This is a genomic window from Paenibacillus sp. S02 (assembly GCF_019454065.1).
Classification (GTDB): domain Bacteria; phylum Bacillota; class Bacilli; order Paenibacillales; family Paenibacillaceae; genus Paenibacillus; species Paenibacillus polymyxa_B.
In genome coordinates this window covers 1927386-1948168 of the sequence record NZ_CP073682.1, presented here as the reverse complement: position 1 = coordinate 1948168, position 20783 = coordinate 1927386, and the positions used below count along the sequence as shown (strand labels likewise).

Below are 20783 nucleotides of genomic sequence, written 5' to 3'. Positions count from 1 at the left end.
AATTTGATTGTAAATGAATTATTATTATAAAAATAATATATATTTTTGCTCTATTCATAATCTACATCTATGAATCTGTCGGAAAGGGAGTATGGTCTTGAACCTGCATGCATTACGCTTATTTCACGTGGTCGCCTCTACAGGGAGTGTGACACGTGCCTCTGAACTTTTAAATATTAGCCAACCTGCGATTACCGCCCAGATTAAAAAATTTGAAAAAGAAATATCCCTCACACTGCTCATGCCGCAAGGAAGAGGGATTGCCTTAACGGATGCTGGTAAAAAGCTTGCTGTACTCGCCAAACGGCTCTTTGCTGTCGAACAGCAAATCGAAAAATTTACACAAGATTATCGTGATGGAGCCCATGGTCATATCCGGCTAGCGGCTACTTATTTACCGGCTCATTTTCTCATTCCGGCCTGGATTGCAAAATTCAAACAGCAATATGAACATGTTGAAATGACGATTAACACTACAAATTCCAACGATGCTTTGCAGCAACTATTGAATATAGAAGTGGATTTGGCTATCTATGGGGGACTGCCGGAGCAATATCCCGATACGATTCAGACCGAAGAACTATTTCGTGATGAGCTGTGGTTCGTGGTAGCTCCAGATCATCGGTATGCAAATCAGCAGGTTTCTTTATTGGAAATGATGCATGAACCCTTTGTTATGCGTGAAAAGGGAAGCTCGACACGGGAGAGATTATTTTCCTTATGTCGAACCTATAATGCCCCCGCACCCCAAGTCACCCTAAACTTCACAGGGCTGCATGAGGCGATTACCGCAGTTATTGCCGGATATGGTGCCAACTTTGTGTCCTCACTGGTCGTGCGTGAATATGTAGAACGCGGCGAGCTGTGCCGGGTATATGTAGAAGACATCCAGCTTCTCAATTCAATCGCCATCTGTACCCGCAAGAACGAACCCCTATCTACCGCTACTCTAAATCTCATTCAGCTCATACGTAACCATTCCTGATGGGCATTAGGCACCTGTGTACACTAGCGCTGTATTTTAAAATAACAAGAGCCATGACTGCGTGCATACCGCATTCATGGCTCACCTCGTTATGATAAATATTCACCCTCAATAATCTTCTCCAGATAATCTTCCGGCTGTGCAAGAAACTCGGCAAAGCTGCACACATCCGCATATTCCTGATGCTCCTCGTCATAATAACCCAGGCACTTCTGCTTCGGATTCCACACCAATATAATATCCGAGTAATTATCTACTTTTAGAGACAGACGCAACAGCTTTTGCCGACCCACCTTCATCTCAACCGTATCTATGAATGAGAAGAACTCAACAAATTGAATATCAAGATCATTTTCTGGCAGATCCACACGGAGCTGATCCCCCATCAGAAAGGCAACAATATCCTTTGAAAGCTTGTAGCTTTTCAAAGCATGCCGTTTATTTTCCAGATTATGAAATGCTGGAGGCTCTACAGACTTTAAATACTCAGCCATTTCTACGTTTTTATTACTTAGTGCAATTGTATATGCCCGTTCTCCATCTTTTTCTGCCTGCGTCACATCAGCTCCTTGCTGAACCAAATACTTCACCATCGCAAAATCATTGTTGCGTGCCGCCACTGTCAAAGGCGTGGCTTTATAAGGATATACCATATTAGGGGCATTGAAATTAATATCTACGCCATGTTCCAATAGTAATGCTACTGTTTTCAGGTCATGCTTACTAACTGCGTTGCGGAGTGTTGCTCCAGCATGCTGCTTCATATCGAGGCCCAACTCATGGATAAGCAGCATATTGCTTTTGTTACCGTAGTAGGCTTGCTCATAGGCACCGGATTTGACATGATTTTTCCCGTCCAGCTTGGCGCCATGAGCAACCACATAACGGACAATCTCTTCGGTACCATAGCGAACAGCCGTCAGGAATGCGGGATTATCCTTCACATTAAGTTGAACCCCCTCATCGACCAGTAGCTTCAAGACTTCCATTTGCTCAGTGATGAGTGTAATATCCAATGGACTTAATGTCGTATATTTGCTGAGTACGATTCCTTGTTCTATATCCCAGCCTTCGGTCAGAGCTTGACGTAAAGCAAATATATTGCCTTGAACGATATGCATCGCTATCTCAGGAATAACCTCGAAATTGCCTACATCTTTTAATTTAATCATCGTTATTCCCTCACTCTTTATGTAACTACTATCAGACATGCATATCTATTTTATACCAACCTCTCCTTTACATAAATCCGACAGATTCCCCAAAATTCATTATTCACTCTAGCGCAAACAAGTGAGTAATAGAGGTCAAAATACCTTAGAGAAGCTATAATTGTATTATGATTCTGTATACCCTGTGCAACGAAAAGGAGCTCGCAATACTTGGCTGATGACTTCGGATACCAAAGAAACGAAGCGAATAGTAACCCGGGCCCAAAGAAGCTTGAACAAAGAGAAATAATTGGAAGACTCCTCCCCATCCAATCCATATCTAGAATATTCACATAAACTATAATATTTATCTGGAATATTAGGAATGGAGGAATTCCTATGTCTATTATTCGAATCTATCTGGAGGCAGACAGTATCGTATCTGGAAACATTGCTATTACAACAAGTATCAATGTCACTCCAGTGGTTAATCGTTACACAGCTATCGTCGTGCTTGGTAATATATTAGGTGGAGTGACTACTATCCCGGCACAAAGTTTTACGAATGATAGTGGTACTTCAGTCGCGGCAAACAGTCTTGTTGTTCCGACCAGTAGTGGATACTACAATGTATTTGTAAATGGAACGTTGCAGCGAGGCGGCTTAACAACGCTTTCTGCTACAAATCTAATTATAAATACAGGCCTGATTGTTGGTGCAACAGTAGTCGTTGAAATTGTTAATTTCAACTCTAGTGCTTCCTCAACCTCTGTCAACAATGTCACAGTAACGACTACCATAAGCGACTGAGAGAAAGCCTTCGTAAAATTACTATAAAAAAACCGCCAAACACAGGGTTTCCCCTCGTCTTTAGCGGTTTATTTCTCTTTGAACCTCGAATATTTAAATCTTGAAGTTCTCCACAAGCACCTGAAGCTTCTCGGCCAGTGATGAGAGGAGCGCTGCGGAGGATTCCACTTCTTGCATGGCAGCAAGCTGTTGCTCCGAAGAGGCGGACAGGGACTCTGCCCCTTTAGCCGTATGGTTAGAGACCATTACGGTATTCTGAATGGCTTCAACGAGCCCTTCAGAGATCAGCGCCAGATCCCGAACTGTGGCTGATATTTGCTCGCTTTGGGAAGACATGTCGGAGATGGAGACTTCAATTTCGGAGAAGGAGCGCCCGGCTGATATGATCAACTCCTTGCCCTGCATCATTTCGTCCGTGGAACGCTTCATAGTTTCGCCTGCTTTGTCCATTTGGGCGATAATCAGACTAATCAGCTCGCTGATTTGTGTGGCAGAATGGGCAGAACGTTCGGCCAGTTTGCGGACAGAGCCAGCGACAACGGCAAAGCCCTGACCTTCTTCTCCGGCGCGCGCAGCTTCTATCGCTGCATTCAAAGACAGCAAGTTGGTCTCCTCGGCGATGCTGGCAATGGTGCCGACAATGTTCTCAATCTCCTTGGAGTGGCTGCCAAGCGTATGAATAATGCTTGAGAGATCGCCGATGCTTTCGCTGACAACTCCCATTTGGGAGGTGGTGGAATCCATCGATTCCCGGCCAAGGCGTGCTTTCTGGACATTATCCGCGGCCTTGTTCATTGCGATGTCCGCATTGCCAGCAATATCGCTGATGAAGCGGGACATATCCTGAATAGCTTTATAGCTTCCTTCCAGGTTTTGCAGTTGGGTATGCGCCCCATCAGCCAACTCAATCGTAACATTCACGCTCTGCTCTCCAGCACGGTTCGTTGCCTGTGCGCTGGCAGACAGCTCTTGAGAGGAAGAAGCGACCAGCATAGAGGTGTCATTGACCTGAGTAATCAGGTTGCGCAGGTTCATGGTCATATCGTTGAAGTCGCGGGCCAACGTCCCGATTTCATCCCTGTTTTTGAAGAGAAGCGGTTCATGGGTAAGGTCGCCCTTGGTAATGGTGTTCACAGAGGCTGACAGCTTGGTAAGCGGACTTACCATATGGCGAATCAACAGGTAAACAACAAGGATAGCCACGATGAAAATGGAGCCGCCAATAATAAAGGGCTGAACAATAATATCCAACGTCCGTTCCTGAATTAACGAGCCGTCAAAATTGATGGCCATCAGTGCAACAATGGGCTTGGTGGGATCATGGTCCTGATAAATGGGACCGTATCCAGTTTTGAGCGAGGTTCCTTCATATGTATAAACCTTGGAATATGCTGAATGCTTCATGGTAGTTATCATTTCTTTGTCTTCGTCCGTGAAGTAGAAGGAATCGCCAGCTTGATAGCCTCTTTGCTTGAAGTTGGCATCAGCGGCCAAAATTTTTCCATCCAAAGAGATAATAAAAGCCTCCTTAAAAATAGGCTTATGTGCTACAATCCAGCCGATCCGGTCTTCAATGGCAGCAAGTTTGCTGTTATCTCCACTGACCAGAGCCGATATATCCGCAGGATCTATAAGGCCAGTCGTAATATTGGCGCAACCCACCAGCTCGATCCCAGCAGCTTCATCCACTTGATGATAAGCAGTACGATATCCGAAGTATCCAATGGAGGAGCCTACGAGAAGCAGTATGATGAGCATCATCCAGGTTAATTTTGTTGCCAGCTTCATTATATGAACCACCAATCCTGACTCTAATAAATTTTTGTGACAATCCGTTTTCACTGCTACGATTATAGCCTATCAACACTTACTATAATATGGCATTCCAGTGTCGGAAGATGTCGTTTTTTGTGAGAATAGTCACTGTTTTTTGTAAACGAGGACGTTGCAGCGAACGGCAGTCATTAATGGCGTGGTGACGACTACAATAAGCGACTGAGGTGAGTGCCTCTGTTGAATTACGACAAAAAAACTGCTAAACACAGAGGTTTACCCTCGTTTTAGCAGTTTTTTTTGTCTATGAATCAAGTGTTTCATCGGTAACGTATTTTCGATTTTTATAGCTGTATTCAGCTTTATTTTTTGTGGGCTAGTAAGAGATTAACTATGGTATCCAATTGAAGCTCCAATGAATAAGGGTCTTCCATCACAAACTCATCCCCTTTATCGCTGAATGAACCGTACATATAAACCTGTCCTTTTTTTACAGCCGGAAGGCCTTTCCATAGCTCACTATGCAGAATCTGATTATCCCCTTCATCTTCTGAACCGTATACAAAGATGTGATCTCCCATATACTCGGGTAAAACCTCAAGCGAGATATTTTCAAATCCTTCTTTCATGTTCTGTGCTTTCTTTGTAGGTGGCAGCTTTAGCATTTGATAAATGGTTGGACTTCCGTAATTGCCGCCTTTCGCTGCCAAAACATATATCGATTTATTGGCGACTTGTACAATTGAAACCGTCTCTCCGTCTTTAACGATACCTTGAATTTTCGTTCTAGCCTCTGCAGCTTTCTTCTCATATTCAGTAATCCACTGCTCGGCTTCTTTCTGCTTGCCAAAGATTTCGCTAATTCTGCGAAATTTATCCAGCGGCCCCGCTGTAGATTCTCCCTCCCAATACGGCAGGAACACGGTCGTTCCTACCTTTTGGTAGCTGTCGATGTTCTTTTCGATTGAACCGATAATTAAATCCGGTTGCAGAACGGTCAGTTCCTCCAAATCCATAGGAAATTCACCGAGATCCTTGATTCCGGCCAATTTCTCTTTGGGATATCCCGATTGATCAATCCAAGCCTCATTCAGCATAAAGCTTCTGACCCCCACCGGAATAATCCCCAGCTTCAAAAGATGACCCATATACTGATCCGATGCCACTCGTTTCGGGTTTGCAGGTACTTCCACATCGCCTTTTAATGTCTTAACCGTTCTTGTCTGTGCTTGCACTGTCGCTTGTCCATCACTGCTGGATGATGTCGCTGTATGATTAGCCTTCGTTTGCGAGCTTCCATTTGTATTTGTCGGAGCCGAGCAAGCTCCCAGCATCAATGATAAACACAGCATAATCATCATGGCCGTTATTTTGACTCTTCCGTACATGAATAAATCCCCTTCCGTATGATACCGATATTGATAATCAATATCAGTATAACGTGCGACAGATGTCCGCTGAAGGGCATATTTAAGCATCGTTTGGGGCAAATCCTGATCTTGCTTCTGGGCATGATGCTCCCGCTCCTTTTTGAACCGTACGGGAGATAGTCCCTTATATTTCTTGAAGCTGCGACTTAAAGAATGGGCATCTGGATATCCCACACGCTCTGCGATCTCCTGCAAAGTGGCGTCCGTCTGCATTAGCAGTTCTGCCGCTCGATCTGCTCTTACTTGGCCCAAGTAATGAATCGGACTGGTATGCATTTTACTTTTGAACAACCTTGATAAATGTCCGGTACTGCACTCTAGCTCCTCCGCAATGGACTCAAGTGTCATAGACCGACTAAAATGCTCACGAATATAGGCTACAGCCTGCGACACCAGGTCGGGCTTAAGAGGCTCAATGCCCTGCCGATACAACTGCTGCAACAACTCATATACAAATTGTTGAAATAAGGCTTTGACATGCAGTTTGCCAAGTCCGGAAGCTTCACGCCATTCTTGCTCCAACAGCTTCACTTTATCGTACAGGGGCAGTGGGTAATGAGGTGCGAAAGCATACTGGTTCTGAAAAGGATTTTCCTTTTCCAGCAATTGTGCAATCTCTTTGCGGCTAGGCAGGGCCAACGTTGCCTTGTACAAAATGATGTAATATTCAAGCACCTCTTCCGCCAGGATACTCAGGCACATTCCTTTTCCGCCATGCAGTACATGGAAACGCTCTACCCTGTGAATACTGTTATCCAACCGTACCCGTGCGTTTCCACGAACGGCATACAAGAACGCACTGGCAGGAAGTCGATAGGTTCTTAGCTCCTCCCCTTCTTCGATCTTCTTATGACGAACATCCATCACCTGTATAAAAACATGATTCCACAGCAAAATGTGATCATTCAACTTCATTGCTTTTGTTCAGCCCCCGATCCAAACCATCCACGTACCTGCTCAAACTCATATTCAAACTATAATATATTATAGTTGATAATTATTCTCACAGGCAATGAAGTGATTTCATACGGAGCCTCTACTTTGGACGGTCCATTTTTCTGATCGCATTCTCCGCAGCCTCCATGATTACTTCTCCCAATGTAGGATGGGGATGAATGGTTAGAGCTAAGTCTTCTACGGTTGCTCCCATCTCGATAGCCAGAGCAAGCTCGGAAATGAGTGTTGAAGCTTCAACGCCGACGATTTGCGCCCCCAGTACGATCCCCGACCCCTGCTTTGCTACGATTTTGATGTACCCCTCTGCTGCCCTTAGCGCCAATGCTCTGCCGTTAATTGCAAAGGAAGCCCTGCCAATGACAATCGGTAAAGCTTTTTCCTTTGCTTCTGTTTCACTTAGGCCAACACTAGCCAGCTCTGGTTCAGAAAAGACAACCAACGGCATGGCTTTATAATCCACTTTAGCAGCTTGACCTGCAATCGCTTCTGCCGCAATCTTCGCTTCATAGGAAGCCTTATGGGCAAGGGCTGGACCCTCCGTAATATCTCCAATGGCAAAAATATGCGGAATAGCCGTTCTACACTGCTCGTCTGTCTCGATCAACCCCCTGCTCGTCAGTGGCAAGCCAATGTGCTCCAATCCTAATCTGCCATCCGTATTCGGTTTTCTGCCTACAGTAACTAATACAAACTCAGCGGTGACATGATGCTGCTCTTGATCTTTTGAATAATGCAGCGTAATAGTATCCGTATTCTGCACGACTTTTTCGGCTATCGCCCCGGTTACGATGCTTACACCATCTGTTTTCAATTGCTTAACAACAGGGGCCACAAGGTCCGTCTCAAATCCCGGCAGCACCCGCTCCCCTCCCTCCAGGATCGTTACCTTTGTTCCAAATTTGGCATACATTTGTCCAAGCTCAATGCCAATATATCCACCACCTATCACGATCAGGCTGGACGGAACCTCTGAAAGCGAAAGCGCCTCTGTAGAGGACAAAATACGTCCGCCAAACGGAAATGCTTTCAGTTCGATTGGACGGGAGCCGGTTGCCAATATGGCATACTTAAAGGATATCGTTTGTTCCGCTCCATTTTGATTGATGATGGCTGTATGCCCATCAACCAAGCTTGCCTCCCCTTCCAGAATGCTCACACCTGCCGTTTTCATTAAAAAGCCAACTCCGCCTGCCTGCTTATTCACAATCCCCTGTTTGAAAGCCTGAGCATTCACGAATGACACCGCTGCATCTGCCTGATTTACCTGCCTGAGTATCTCATAGCGATGTGCTTCTGCAATCAAAGCCTTGGATGGAATGCAGCCCACATGCGTGCACACTCCACCTAGCTGACTGCGTTCAACAATCGCCGTTTTCATTCCAAGCTGAGAAGAACGCAATGCCGCCACATAACCTCCTGGCCCTGATCCAATGACCAGTGTTTCTACAGATTCAAGCTTGCTCATAATTAATACCTCCTGTTAAATAGCATGATTCAAAATATGACGACCATAATATATTATAGTCATCATATTTTAAATGCGTCAATAGTCTTGATCAGCCTTTCTGAAGTTGTCGTTATAGGAAGACAAATTGACACGTTTTATTATGATGATTATAATATTTTAAAGTTAGCATTATGAACCCGTGGAGTGATTACAATGCCTTATCCAAAAGGCCATAAGATGAAAGTGCGGAGTAAGATCGTTGAAAGTGCTGCCCAGGCTTTCCGCGCCAACGGTATTCACGATGTAAGTGTTCCCTTTATTATGAAAGGGGCCGGATTAACTCACGGCGGGTTTTATTCACACTTTGATAACAAAGAACAGCTAGTCGCCGAAGCCTGTCGCTATGCCGTCAGCGATACCCTCGCACTGCTTCAGGAGGCCATTGACCAAGAAAAGCAAGCTCCCAAAATCAATGTTGTCATCGACTACTATTTAAGCACCCATCACCGCGATCGAACCGAAATAGGCTGTATTATTCCTGCCCTTTCCGTAGAAATAGCCCGTTCTTCCGAAGAAATCCGGCAGATATTCACGCAGGAGTTGGAACGAATGATTACGTTTATCTCCAATTTGGCAGGAATGGATCTGTCCAAGAGTAGCGCATTGTTCAGCAGTATGGTCGGTTCTCTTGTGCTTGCACGTTCTGTTAATGATCCTAAACTGAGTGACAGCCTTCTCTCGGCAGGCAAACAGTATGCCAAAGCGCTGGTTAATAGTTGAATGTAAATATGTTTTACGTATGCAAAAAATCCGCTAAACACCAAGAAATCCTTGATGTTTAGCGGATTTTCCCTAAGGATCTAAACTCAAAACGGAGGTAAATATTTGTCAGAGATTCGAGGTCTCCACCTGCCAAATCTCCGTTATGTTCCAAATCGTTTGCGGTACCCGCATTTTCGGCATAACTCTTCTACCGCTTCTCTCTTAGAGAACCCGAAGTACAGACGGTTTGCACGCTCCCCTTCCACAATGTCGGAAAAAGATTGCTCATGCACGTTACCTAAATTAATGACACCTTCTCCATCCAGACAGCAAGGGACCACCGTTCCATCCACCAATACCGCCGCTTGGCTACGGAGTGCATGGCAAAAGCCTTTTCCGTCATCTTCCGGGGCACTGAGGCTCGGCCATTCAAATTCATGGTCTTGATTCAAATAAACGTTTGGTGCGATTTTGACCCCACTGCCCGGTATCACCTTTTCCTCAATCCGATAGTCCAGTCCAAATTCTTGCTCCAGTCGTTCAAGTGTCTCCCGGTTGCGCTGACGCTGCACATTAGTCAAATTATCTTCAGTCAAGTTCCAGAGACGGAACGAAATAATGACATTGTGTTTCACCGCTTCTCTTACAAACATGAAAATATTACCCAAATATCCTTCTCGATCCACGGAGCCTTCATGCCCGTCAAAACTGTGGAGAGAGAAGTTCATCTGACGCAGCGCTGGTTGCCCAAGCAGCTTATGTCCGGTCTTCGGCAGCAAGGTACCATTGGTGGTTATATTGACCTTCAAGCCTTTCTCATGAGCACTTTCCAGCAAAAGATCAATTTTCGGATGGAGCAACGGCTCCCCTTTTACATGCAAATAGATGTAATCCGTATGTGGTTTGACCTGATCAAGCACATTTCGAAAGACTTCCGGATCAATAAATTTTTTGACACGCTGTGTTTGAGGACAAAAACTGCATGCGAGATTGCAAATGCTCGTTATCTCAATGTATACCTTTTTAAAAGTTTTCAACATGATTTCCCCATTCTAACCTTCATCCGGAGCATCTTGTTTATGCTCACTAATCTTATGATTATAACGGGTTATCACCGACAGGTAAACTCTCCAGTCTCCCCCTTGGTGTGGGCATCAAATGCTCGACACCTACGCCTATCCAAGATTTGATTTGATATTTTCGATTGACCCTAGGTCTGACCTAAGGTTTATAGTGGAGTTATTCAAATATCAGTAAGGAGTCCTGTCATTGAAAGAACACATTACGATCAGCCAGCTTGCTCAGCTCATGAATGTATCTGTACATCAACTGCGTTATTTTGAAGAAAAGGGAGTCCTGTATCCATCACATACAGAAGAAAATCAATATCGAATGTACGGTCTTCATGAGATTTATCAGCTTTCGCATATTTTATTATTACGCAAATTAAATGTCCCTGTGGGTCAGATTCAAGAATGTATGACTTCCTATGCTGCCGATGACTATAACCAGCTTTTAGAGCATTCGTTGCAGAAGGTACAGGCTGAAATAGCTAACTTGAAGATGCATGAACAGTTTATTCATAAAGTGTTAGAAGAACATAATAATCGGACCCAGCAGGACGATGAGTATCAGGTCAAACGATTAGGTCCCCGTCATTTAAAGCTATGGTTTGCATTGGAGAATGGTCAAGAGCTCACTGCCGGAAACCTATTTGAACACCGCCCTGCCCCACCTCGATTATTTGAAAATGACCTGCATTACTTGTCAGATGCTGGACAGGCGAAGCTATGTTATGAAACGGCGGATGTGGCTGACTATATTCTGGAAGAGGGCAACTATCTTTATAAGCATCTTTCCGTCATTGAAGAACCTGAGATTGATTATGAAATCAAACAAATGGAACGATATGTAGCTCATCACCAATATAACTGCCAAAGCAAGATTGTTCTAGTAGAAAAATCTTATCTTTCGATGTTCGACAACAACAAGCTGCAATACGAAATTCAGGTTAAAGTAGAATAAATCTTGGAGGGCGTTAAATGAGTGCAAAATCCTTTGACATTGTTGCATACCAGAAACAAGACCATGAAGCTGTTTGCAGTCTTTTAGTCGAATCGTTTAAAGCAAAATTCCAATCTCTTGTTACACTGGAGGATCAAGCTATACAGCAGTTGTTAATGCAGATTTGGGTTCAAAATCCTTATTCTTCATCTATGAAACAATTTGTAGCCAAAGAGAACGAAGATGTTGTCGGTGTTCTTTCCCTCAAATGGAAGGCCACCTCCTCTTCACTTCCTGAAACAAACCCCATTTCTTTAGCTCCGCTCCTAAAACAGTTTGGTTGCTTCAATGTATTTAAATTTTTGACAGGTATGCATGCGCTGGAGTATACCCCCGCTGCAAATGAGTGTTACATTGATCATTTGGCGATTCGTTCAAGTCATCGTAACCAGGGAATAGGACGCCGTCTTCTAGCTTTCGCACAGCAATTTACGGTTGAATCTGGGTTTCATGCATTGACGCTTCATGTAGCGCATAAGAACCAAGGGGCTATCCGTTTGTATCACAAACTGGCGTTTAAAGTAGAACAATCCAAGTATAATGGGTTACGGCATTTTTGGTTCAAGGAGCCTGTATGGTATCTGATGAGTTGGAAAGAGAATCTGCATTCGAGGAGAGAACATCGTTGAAAAAAACATTCAAGCTTACTTTTGGTATTGCGGCAGCTCTGGCTGTTGCCTTGATACTAGTTGTTCTATATCAAAATTCCTACAAGATGACAGAAGAAAAAATACAAATTACGACACCTAAAGGGCTGTTAACAGGTACATTAGCTTTGCCTAAGAACTATTCGGGAAAGGTTGGATTGGTTGTTTTTGTCCATGGGGATGGTCCTATTAATGACACATATGATGATGGATACAAACCACTGTGGGAAAAGTTCGCTTCCAAGGGTTATGCCTCCCTGTCACTGAATAAGCCCGGTATTAACAGCGCTCCTGGCAATTGGCTGGACCAAAGCATGGAGGACCGTGCACAGGAGATCCGATATGCAATAGACTGGGCAAGAAACTTACCGATGATTGATAAGCAAAAAATCGGCCTATGGGGAGCCAGTCAAGCAGGATGGGTCATTCCGAAGATCGTTAAAGAGGAGCATGATATTGCATTCAGCATCCTTGTATCGCCTGCCGTGAACTGGATTTCCCAAGGACAATTTAATACCAGAAAAGAAATGGAACAAGAAGGAGCTACTCCGCAAGAAATTCAAAAGACATTGAACTACGATCAAGAAATTCTACAGTTACTGAAAAAACATGCTTCTTATGAAGAATATCTAAGCATAGCCGATCCTGACGATATGATTTCCAAAGAAAGATGGAGCTTTATAGGCAAAAATTTTCTGTCTGATTCCACCGAAGAATTAAGTCACTTCCATTCTCCTATACTCTTGGTTCTGGCTGGCAAAGATATTAATGTTGATGTAAAGGATACCGAGCGAGTCTATCGCCAGAAAATACCTCCAGAACTGCTGTCCGTGATTCATTTACCTGAAGCCGACCATTCCATGATGGATGAAAAAATCGCGCGTTCAAAATCTCTAATTTTCTTAACAGCCGTATTCGCCCCAAGAAAATTGGTGAATGACGAGTATCTCAAATCACTTGCCGATTATGTCAGTCAGCGTTAAACAAGGTTGTTCTTTTTTGCCATACTTCTTTTGAATATGCTAATGAAAACCCCACCGAAAGATAAAAGGACTGATCAGAACCCACAAAAATTCTTTCTACACCTTTGTCTTTGACTCTTTTTATGGCTTCATAAATAACTGCTTTCCAAGCAACAACAGCAACAATTTCTTTATGCTCATCCTCCCAAATCCCAACAGTCTCAGATCACATTTCAAATGTATTGTGCATGATTTGTCCCCAATATCCACAAAAATTCCATCGATCTATAAACCAATTTTTGAGGTAAGGGCTACTTTTCCGGGAGTGTTTTAAAAAATCTCTAATCCTTAAAAAGTCATGTGTTTCAAATTTTTTCTGAGTATACTTCATTATTTACCTCCTGCTCTTCTGTAATAACCTTATTGTAAAGATTCTGGAAGTTCGGATATATGCCAAGTTCTTTTATCAAATATTTGTAACGTTATACTTATAAGAGGACAACAAAAACCCACAGATCATCTCTGCGGGCACATTTTTTATTTTTTTGAATATACGATTTTCTTAATGCGGTCTACAGAGAGTCCGTATTGTTCTGAGAGTTCGTCAATGGGCACCCTCTACTTCCTTAAGCAAATCATCAGGAAGTAGATCAGTTACCTTCAAATAATTCATGTAGGGCTCGCTCCTTAAAATAAATTTTACATTTTAAGGGCAAAGCCTGCGTCTGCCAATAACTAATCCCTACAGGCGAAATATTTCGCTCCATACCAAGCTTCGCCTTGTTTATTCCGCAGGCTTTGCATGGAGCAGATTGAGTACGAAATCAATGATACGATACATCGTTCCCCCTTCTTTTTGACATCATATTGGTTTTCACTTAGTCCAGTTCAATGATTAGGAACTCAACTCATGTTATTGTAAAATGCGAACTGCGATGAAACAAAGATCAAAGTTACACTCGCGAACAATGGGTTGCTAGTGCTACTTGCAGAGACGTTCAGTCAACATGGAAAGAAGCATATAACCCATTTATATAAGCAACGCTCTTGTCGATATCCTGTTCCTTTGTTTCTTCTAATAGAATATTTATATAAGGTTTCTTATCTTTTAATAATTTCAGTAGAAAATTATAGTTTAATATCCCTTTTCCAACAGGCACAAACTTTATCGCATTATCCTCAATAATGAAATCCTTTGCATGTATAATCACGATTTTGTCTCCAAAAAGATCAAATGCTTCTTGGAAAACAGATTCCTGGTTTTGATAATTATTTAGGGAAATAAAGTTAGCCGGGTCAAAGATAACTTGAAGATTATTAGACGGAACACTATCCAGCAATCTTCTCATTCGCTCCGGTGTATGAATAGGATGATTAATTCCCCCCTCAATTCCTACGATTACACCGAACTTTTCTGCTTCCGCTACAAGTTCTCTGACATTTTCCACTACATCCAAAAAAGGCTTCTCAGTAAAATTCTCTTCGGTATAGACAATCTCCGGGTTTACATTGCCCGTCTCGGTTCCAACAATGCTGCAGCCAAAATCACGTGCAAACCGAATATGCTCCTTGAATCGATCCAATTCTTTTCTTCTTTGACTTGGGTCAGGGTGGATCATATTGATGTAGCAACCTAAAACCGCTATTTGCACATCTTTTTCCCGAAAAATACTACTTATATAGTGAGCAATGCCAGGACTAAAACTTCCTAATTTTGTATTCACTTCATGTAGTGATTTACTTACGGCTAACTGAACGGATGTTAGACTTTTACTTGATATGATATTCACTGCTTCTTGTAAAGAAACGTTTTCAATATCGTGTGCCCGAATTCCTAAATTTGCATTCATAGCCGTCCTCCATTTTAGATTTCAAAAAGCCGTATCATATGAAATCCAATGACCTGCTTTATTGACTTGATCATTTCAATTAAACCAGCTTCAAACTTATACCATTACTTCATGTTTGGTTTCATGATTATCTTTATATTTTTTAAGATTTTCATACCCCACAGGGTTATTTCCCCATGTTTTTTCATATTCCCAACCTGTTAATTGTTCAAAAACTTGTCGGGCTTCCGATGTAACCTCTTTTTTAGAGCCGCCATTTTTCAAGCGTTTAATTTCATCCATCAAAACGACATGATTTTCTTTAGTTAATTTGTAACGATAGGATATAATCAATCCACCCACCAAAAAGAAGAGCGTACCAAACAGCAAGATAGAAATAATAGCTGTTACAGCTGAATCCGGTTGTGATGCTTGCCCGGATACAAAGCCTGCTTCTTGCAATGCAACACCTACTAAAAAAACTGCTAGCGCCTGAGTCCCTTTTCTGATCAAACTCATTACACCGGCGAACACACCTTCACGTCTTTGACCAGTTAAAGCTTCATCTACGTCTGGAATAAATGCGTAGTTGTTCCATGGGATGTAGTTCAAACCACCGCGTCCCAACCCGCAAATTCCAATCATAGCAAACAGTAAAACAGTGTTATTTAGCGTTCCAGTGACCTTTAATACAATAAATCCAATAACTCCTGCGATAAAGAGAGAAATTGCAGTTCTAAACGCGGGTGCAGGATTCAATTTAATCGTTAAGGTAAGAGCAATCCATACGCCAAAAAGCTGCATGACATACATAAAGGTTAATAAGTTGGATGCGGCAACGGCATTTTGCAGGAGAGCAAAAACAACAAAATATGTAAATACGGCGTTGAATACATCCTGACTTAAATATCCACCCAAATACATACCCAGATGGTGACGGAATGTTTTTACTCGTAAAGTCGAGAATAAATCCGCATAGATCTTATGAACATTTTGTAAAAAAGTTCTATTACCAATCACTTCCTCTTCAGGTATTTCTTCAAGAGGACGTTCCCATGTATTTCTGTAAAGCAGTGACAATACCACTACAAATATGACAGTGAAAATAATACCTGAGTACAGGAATGTAAGAGGATCATCCTTACCCAATGCTTCCACAAGACGGCCAGGAATAAATGCAGCGAATACAGCTGAAGCCTGAGCAACAAACATTCTTGCACCTGTAAACTTCGAACGCACTTTATAATCGTTACTCATTTCAGCGGCAAGTGTATCATAAGGAATTAAAATCATGGAGTATACAATTTCAAACAAAATATAGGTTAATAAGTAATACCAGTAAGAAAAACCGGAAACCCAAATGGCTGCATAGACAAGTACAAGTGGAATGGCGGCTAATATAAAGAATTTTCGTCTTCCAAAGCGACGGCCAAGTTTTGTTTTATGAAAATTATCTGTAATATATCCCATAGTTGGCGCTGCAATCGCATCAACAATCCGAGCAATAGCGAAAATAGAACCTGCTTGAATGGCAGTTAGTCCACAAAAAGTTGTTAAGAAGAAAAGCAACCATGCTGCTGTCAATGCAAACGCGCCTGCCCCTAAGAAATCACCTAACCCATAGGACAAATAATTAATAAATTTGGGTTGTCTAACCACTTTACTCTCCTCCATTTTGGGGTTGTATTAGATATAAGTATGAAGATATTCGGATAGGCAAAGCACAGCCAGCGATTGTCCATAAGGCATGGTAGTCTGTCTGATTTCCTTGTAAAATTCTAAAGTATCTCCCATACCTGTTCCTACAGATACCCTTTGCAATGCTCCTTCTTTATTAATTTCATTAATAATTCCGCAAATAGCCTTGTGGGCGACTTCTTTATAGTCCTGGTCGATATACCGCTTATGAATGGATTTTAAAATTCCATATGCAAATCCAGCTGAAGCTGAGGCTTCCAAATAAGAGGTCTGATCATTAATTAGTGTATGCCATAATCCGCTTGCATCCTGATAGTTGGCAAGAGCTTCAATTTGCCTGTTCAATGTATCAATTAGGAATTCACGAAGAAAATCCCCCTTTTCCAATTCCAATATCTCAATAATCTCGGGAATCGCAATGGTAATCCAGCAATTTCCTCTTGCCCAAAGTGCTTCGGCATAATTATGGTTTTCTTCGAATGTCCAGCCGTGGAACCATAAGCCTGTCTTTTTGTCCGTTAAATATTTGATATGGACTAGAAACTGCTTTTTGGCTTCTTGCAGGTATTCAGGTTTGTTTAGCAGCTTACCGATTTTCGCCAAAGGCAACACAGTCATCATTAAGGTATCGTCCCAAAGCTGATTTTTATTCTCCGGTCCATAGGTCATATGTTGTAACCCATCTTCTTTTGTACGAGGCATATCATGCATTACCCATTCAGCCCAATCCTCCAAATACGGCAGGTATGTCTGGTTTCCGGTATCTTCATATAAAAATGCCAATGTTAATAGCGGCGCCATCGTATTGACGTTTTTCGGCGGTGCACCTTCTTGGATCCTTGCATTGAACCATTCATTGATAATATCCAAAGCTCTTGGGTCATCAGTTAATTTCCAATATTTATAGATTCCATATAACCCTACACCCTGAGGCCAGTTCCAAATATTCCAGCTTTTATCATCCACAATTAACCCGTCAAAATTGAGTAAAAATTCACCGCTTTGGTCTTTGATTTGTGTGAGATTATTCATTAATAAATGAATACGATCAATGACCTCTTTCTTTTCGAAAGCTTTTACCTGCAACACAACAATCCCTCCAAATAATGATCTCTTTATCTTCATTTGTCATCGCTTACACTTATACTGTTATTGTATTGAAAGTGCTTTCTTGAAACTATAAAAAAAACAGTGGATTACGTTTAAAAAACATACTTGTTTCAATAGACTGATTGCTTTCATTGTTATGCCCACGGGGAAACTCACTCTGGTTGCCAACGCAAAAACACCTCCAAGGTTATCTCCATATCTGACGATACGGATGAATTCTCTTGAAGGTGTTTTGATTACTTATTTTTTCCTAAAATCCTTTCAGCTTGTTTTCTAAAGGACCTCGCTCCATCTTCCGAAGTAATTTTCTTAAATAAAATCTGTTCGGATATATTATCAAGCGCTTTCATTATTTCCGAATGGCCCAGTGGATCAATCGGATCCGTGGTGTGTACATTTTGAGACACTTTTTCAACATAATCAAAAATTTTGGTTTCAACTTCGGATAATTCTGGCTTGATTCCTTTGATCACCTTTGAAGATACGGGGACACCTCGATCACCTTTGATCAACTTATTGGCTTCCATATTATTTACAAAGAAATTAATGAACTTAGCCGCTTGTTCTTTTTGTTTTGAACTCTTAGGGATTGAAAAGAACATACTCGGTCTTAAAAATAAAGCAGTTTCCTTCCCGTACTCAGGAGGCAGTTTGATTGATAAGGGTGCTTTAGCCGATTCGGCAAATCCTGAATATTGATTGGACCAGTTCCAACTCATTGCTGCATTTCCTGTTACGATAAATTCATCATGAATTCCTGCTACATGTGCTTGAACTTCTGGAGTAGGGAAGGCCTTTGCATCAACTAACCTAAGCTGCCTTTTAAAGTAATCAATGAATAATTGATCGTCCGTATAACCAAGGCCTGTACCCTTTTCATTATAAAGACGCGAACCTTGTGTTCTTAAATAGTAAGGGAAAAATACATCGGCAGGGTACATTCCATTTGTACCGTATACGTCTGTAGCATTTTTGACCTCGATTGCTACTTTTTCGAAGTCATCCCAAGACCAATTTTCATCTTCAATTTTAATACTAGCTTCTTTTAACAGATTATCATTTGTAATAACAGAAAGAACGTTCGATCCAAGTGTGAAGCCATATAATTTATCTGTAATCCTTCCACCGGAAATGACGTTTTCATCAATGGATCGAATATCAATCGTCCCATTTTTTATATACGGAGTTAAATCATCCAGTCGACCTTTTTCACCATATTGAAACAGGTAGGCTCTATCCATTTGAATCACATCTGGTAATTGGCCAGCGGCAGCCATTGGAGCAAGCCTCTTCCAATAATCCTCCCAGTTGGCATATTCCTCTACAATTTTTACATTTGGATTTTCTTTCTCATACATTTGAATAACTTTCAACGTATATTCATGTCTGGAATGGTCACCCCACCATGCCACGCGCAGGGTTACTTTTTCACTTTCTTCTTCATTATTTCCTATATTGTTTAAATTGCAAGCAGCGACTGAAAGGAACATTATAAAAGCAAATAATAACAAGCCAAACTTTTTCAAGCTTTAGCCTCCCTTTTGCGAGTGAGCCTATATTATTCGTTGTTAGCTCTTAGCTGGCAAAACAAGCGGTGGATTCATGTACCTTTTCGGTATTCAGAAGGTGTATAACCAGTATATTTTTTGAAAACCTGACTAAAGTATTGGGGGTTGTCACCAAAACCGATTATTTTGGCCAACGTGCCCACCTTCACATCGTCCATTTTTGAAATGTACTCCACTGCCTTTTCAATTCTTAATTTAGTAAGATAGGTTGAGAATCTCTGGCCCGTTTCCTGTTTGAACAGTTTTCCCAGATAATCTGGATTCATATATAGAATATCATTGGCTACCATTTTTAGTGATAAATCAGGATTACCTAGATTCTCGATTAAAATTTCTATTACTCTACTAATTACGGAAGACTGTTTTGACTTGAGACGATTATAGTACTCATTGGTCATTTTGCTGGCTATTGCTTCGATATAGTCTTTCATCTGCTGGACAGTTTCCATCTCTAACAGTGCAGATGTTCCCTTGAGGTAACCTTGCATGCGATCTGTATCTACCGTCTGCACAATTGCAATATAGAGCTGTATATAAAAGGATTTTGTCGAATCAATCCCTAGCCGTAAATCCGTCATTTTTTCAAAAAAACTGGTTATTTCTTTACATACATCCTGGATATGCCCGGATTTGATTTTTAGAACAAGTTGCTGCTCATCGATAATAAAATCATTGGGGACGGTTGTATTTGCCGGTAAAATATCTTTTCTCGTTATAATGCTTCCTTCCCCCAAATAAAAACGATGCTCCAAACACTCCATTGCCTCAAGGTACAAGTTCCTAGCGTTTCGGAAATAGTTCCCTTCACTTATGGCAACAGTGGTATCTCTTTTGAAATATTGATAAATGGTCTTTCTTATTTGTTTAATTTGTTGATATAATTTTTCCGAGTCATGATCATCCTTGATAAGGAACAGTGCATATTCACCAATATTGGTAGTTACCAAGACAGAGTCGAGGATCTCAGCTCCAATATTTTTGATGGCAAACAAATGTTCATAAGAAAAATAACCTTCCATCATAAAAAGAACGATTCTTAACTGCTGATTATTTATTTCAAAATCAAAAAGCTGCTCATAGAATGATAAATCATTATCTAAGTAGTTTTTACTCGTTAAGAATTCGGTTAACAAATGTGCTTTGATATAAGGTTGAGCGTTTTGATATTTTTCCCACGTTTCATTAATAAAGGTTTCCTGAACCTTTTTTTCATTTAGTTCATTAACGGTATCGTTAAGTGCAGCTGTAATTTTATCCTCATTACATGGCTTTAACAAATAATTTTTAACATCATAGTGCATGGCGGTTCTCGCGTATTCAAACTCACTGTATCCGGACAATAGGATGAATTTTATAGAAGGATATTTCTTATGCGCCTTTGAAATAAGACTAAGTCCGTCCATACCAGGCATTTTAATATCACTGATAACAATATCAGGTTTTAGTTCAACAATTTTCTCATAAGCATCAATCCCGTTTCTCGCCGTTGCTACAAGCTCCGTATCCAATGCTGCCCAATCGACCACACTGGAAATACCTTCGACAATAATTCTTTCGTCATCTACCAATAACACTTTATATGACATTCTA

16 protein-coding genes are annotated in these 20783 nt (G+C 41.5%); 6 read left to right on the top strand and 10 right to left on the bottom strand.

The annotated features are described in order from the left end of the window. The first annotated feature begins 97 nt into the window (after positions 1-97). Positions 98-985, top strand: coding sequence for a LysR family transcriptional regulator (locus KAI36_RS08580; RefSeq protein ID WP_220027498.1), 888 nt, complete (start codon positions 98-100; stop codon positions 983-985). A gap of 89 nt (positions 986-1074) precedes the next feature. On the opposite strand, the gene KAI36_RS08575 is transcribed toward KAI36_RS08580, so the two are convergent. Next, on the bottom strand, positions 1075-2157 hold the full coding sequence (locus tag KAI36_RS08575; protein WP_220027497.1) for an ankyrin repeat domain-containing protein: 1083 nt from the start codon (positions 2155-2157) through the stop codon (positions 1075-1077). Positions 2158-2535: 378 nt separating this feature from the next. Here KAI36_RS08575 and KAI36_RS08570 point away from each other — a divergent pair, with 378 nt between their 5' ends. Beyond that, complete coding sequence (locus tag KAI36_RS08570; RefSeq protein WP_103744392.1) at positions 2536-2946, top strand: DUF4183 domain-containing protein; 411 nt, start codon at positions 2536-2538, stop codon at positions 2944-2946. 93 nt (positions 2947-3039) lie between these two features. On the opposite strand, the gene KAI36_RS08565 is transcribed toward KAI36_RS08570, so the two are convergent. From KAI36_RS08565 to lpdA, 3 genes are all read right to left on the bottom strand, one after another. Next, complete coding sequence (locus tag KAI36_RS08565) at positions 3040-4734, bottom strand: methyl-accepting chemotaxis protein (protein ID WP_025719695.1); 1695 nt, start codon at positions 4732-4734, stop codon at positions 3040-3042. A 347-nt stretch (positions 4735-5081) separates the two neighbouring features. Further along, complete coding sequence (locus tag KAI36_RS08560; RefSeq protein ID WP_103744393.1) at positions 5082-7064, bottom strand: AraC family transcriptional regulator; 1983 nt, start codon at positions 7062-7064, stop codon at positions 5082-5084. Between the two features lie 121 nt (positions 7065-7185). Then, positions 7186-8571 (bottom strand): dihydrolipoyl dehydrogenase, encoded by a 1386-nt coding sequence (gene lpdA, locus KAI36_RS08555; protein WP_103744394.1) that lies wholly within the window; start codon positions 8569-8571, stop codon positions 7186-7188. A 195-nt stretch (positions 8572-8766) separates the two neighbouring features. Here lpdA and KAI36_RS08550 point away from each other — a divergent pair, with 195 nt between their 5' ends. After that, positions 8767-9333: a TetR/AcrR family transcriptional regulator gene (locus KAI36_RS08550; protein WP_103744395.1), complete on the top strand. Its 567-nt coding sequence runs from the start codon at positions 8767-8769 to the stop codon at positions 9331-9333. A 143-nt stretch (positions 9334-9476) separates the two neighbouring features. Here KAI36_RS08550 and KAI36_RS08545 read toward each other — a convergent pair whose 3' ends face one another. Continuing rightward, positions 9477-10355, bottom strand: a complete 879-nt coding sequence (locus KAI36_RS08545) for a radical SAM/SPASM domain-containing protein (RefSeq protein ID WP_103744396.1) — start codon at positions 10353-10355, stop codon at positions 9477-9479. A gap of 229 nt (positions 10356-10584) precedes the next feature. Between KAI36_RS08545 and KAI36_RS08540 the strand changes: the two genes are divergently transcribed. The 3 genes from KAI36_RS08540 to KAI36_RS08530 are packed head-to-tail and all read left to right on the top strand — an operon-like array spanning position 10585 to position 13009. Beyond that, positions 10585-11340, top strand: coding sequence for a helix-turn-helix domain-containing protein (locus KAI36_RS08540; protein ID WP_103744397.1), 756 nt, complete (start codon positions 10585-10587; stop codon positions 11338-11340). 17 nt (positions 11341-11357) lie between these two features. Next, the gene (locus KAI36_RS08535) at positions 11358-12008 is read left to right on the top strand and encodes a GNAT family N-acetyltransferase (RefSeq protein ID WP_220027496.1); all 651 of its coding nucleotides are present in this window, start codon (positions 11358-11360) and stop codon (positions 12006-12008) included. After that, the gene (locus KAI36_RS08530; RefSeq protein ID WP_220027495.1) at positions 12005-13009 is read left to right on the top strand and encodes an alpha/beta hydrolase family protein; all 1005 of its coding nucleotides are present in this window, start codon (positions 12005-12007) and stop codon (positions 13007-13009) included. The genes KAI36_RS08535 and KAI36_RS08530 overlap by 4 nt, the downstream gene beginning before the upstream one ends. A gap of 977 nt (positions 13010-13986) precedes the next feature. On the opposite strand, the gene KAI36_RS08525 is transcribed toward KAI36_RS08530, so the two are convergent. The 5 genes from KAI36_RS08525 to KAI36_RS27535 form a co-directional block, all read right to left on the bottom strand. Further along, on the bottom strand, positions 13987-14838 hold the full coding sequence (locus KAI36_RS08525; RefSeq protein ID WP_220027494.1) for a sugar phosphate isomerase/epimerase family protein: 852 nt from the start codon (positions 14836-14838) through the stop codon (positions 13987-13989). A 96-nt stretch (positions 14839-14934) separates the two neighbouring features. Next, a complete protein-coding gene (locus tag KAI36_RS08520; RefSeq protein ID WP_220027493.1) occupies positions 14935-16476 on the bottom strand; it encodes an MFS transporter in 1542 nt (513 codons plus the stop codon). A gap of 27 nt (positions 16477-16503) precedes the next feature. Beyond that, complete coding sequence (bglB, locus tag KAI36_RS08515; protein WP_220027492.1) at positions 16504-17604, bottom strand: beta-galactosidase BglB; 1101 nt, start codon at positions 17602-17604, stop codon at positions 16504-16506. 257 nt (positions 17605-17861) lie between these two features. Continuing rightward, positions 17862-19151: an ABC transporter substrate-binding protein gene (locus tag KAI36_RS08510; protein ID WP_220027491.1), complete on the bottom strand. Its 1290-nt coding sequence runs from the start codon at positions 19149-19151 to the stop codon at positions 17862-17864. Between the two features lie 74 nt (positions 19152-19225). Continuing rightward, complete coding sequence (locus KAI36_RS27535; protein ID WP_220027490.1) at positions 19226-20779, bottom strand: response regulator transcription factor; 1554 nt, start codon at positions 20777-20779, stop codon at positions 19226-19228. Positions 20780-20783: the final 4 nt, after the last annotated feature.

Coding starts and splice junctions, on each gene's coding strand:
- KAI36_RS08545 (WP_103744396.1), bottom strand. CDS start 10,355: ATGTTGAAAACTTTTAAAAAGGTATACATTGAGATAACGAGCATTTGC.
- KAI36_RS08570 (WP_103744392.1), top strand. CDS start 2,536: ATGTCTATTATTCGAATCTATCTGGAGGCAGACAGTATCGTATCTGGA.
- KAI36_RS08525 (WP_220027494.1), bottom strand. CDS start 14,838: ATGAATGCAAATTTAGGAATTCGGGCACACGATATTGAAAACGTTTCT.
- lpdA (WP_103744394.1), bottom strand. CDS start 8,571: ATGAGCAAGCTTGAATCTGTAGAAACACTGGTCATTGGATCAGGGCCA.
- KAI36_RS08535 (WP_220027496.1), top strand. CDS start 11,358: ATGAGTGCAAAATCCTTTGACATTGTTGCATACCAGAAACAAGACCAT.
- KAI36_RS08565 (WP_025719695.1), bottom strand. CDS start 4,734: ATGAAGCTGGCAACAAAATTAACCTGGATGATGCTCATCATACTGCTT.
- KAI36_RS08560 (WP_103744393.1), bottom strand. CDS start 7,064: ATGAAGTTGAATGATCACATTTTGCTGTGGAATCATGTTTTTATACAG.
- KAI36_RS27535 (WP_220027490.1), bottom strand. CDS start 20,779: ATGTCATATAAAGTGTTATTGGTAGATGACGAAAGAATTATTGTCGAA.
- KAI36_RS08575 (WP_220027497.1), bottom strand. CDS start 2,157: ATGATTAAATTAAAAGATGTAGGCAATTTCGAGGTTATTCCTGAGATA.
- KAI36_RS08550 (WP_103744395.1), top strand. CDS start 8,767: ATGCCTTATCCAAAAGGCCATAAGATGAAAGTGCGGAGTAAGATCGTT.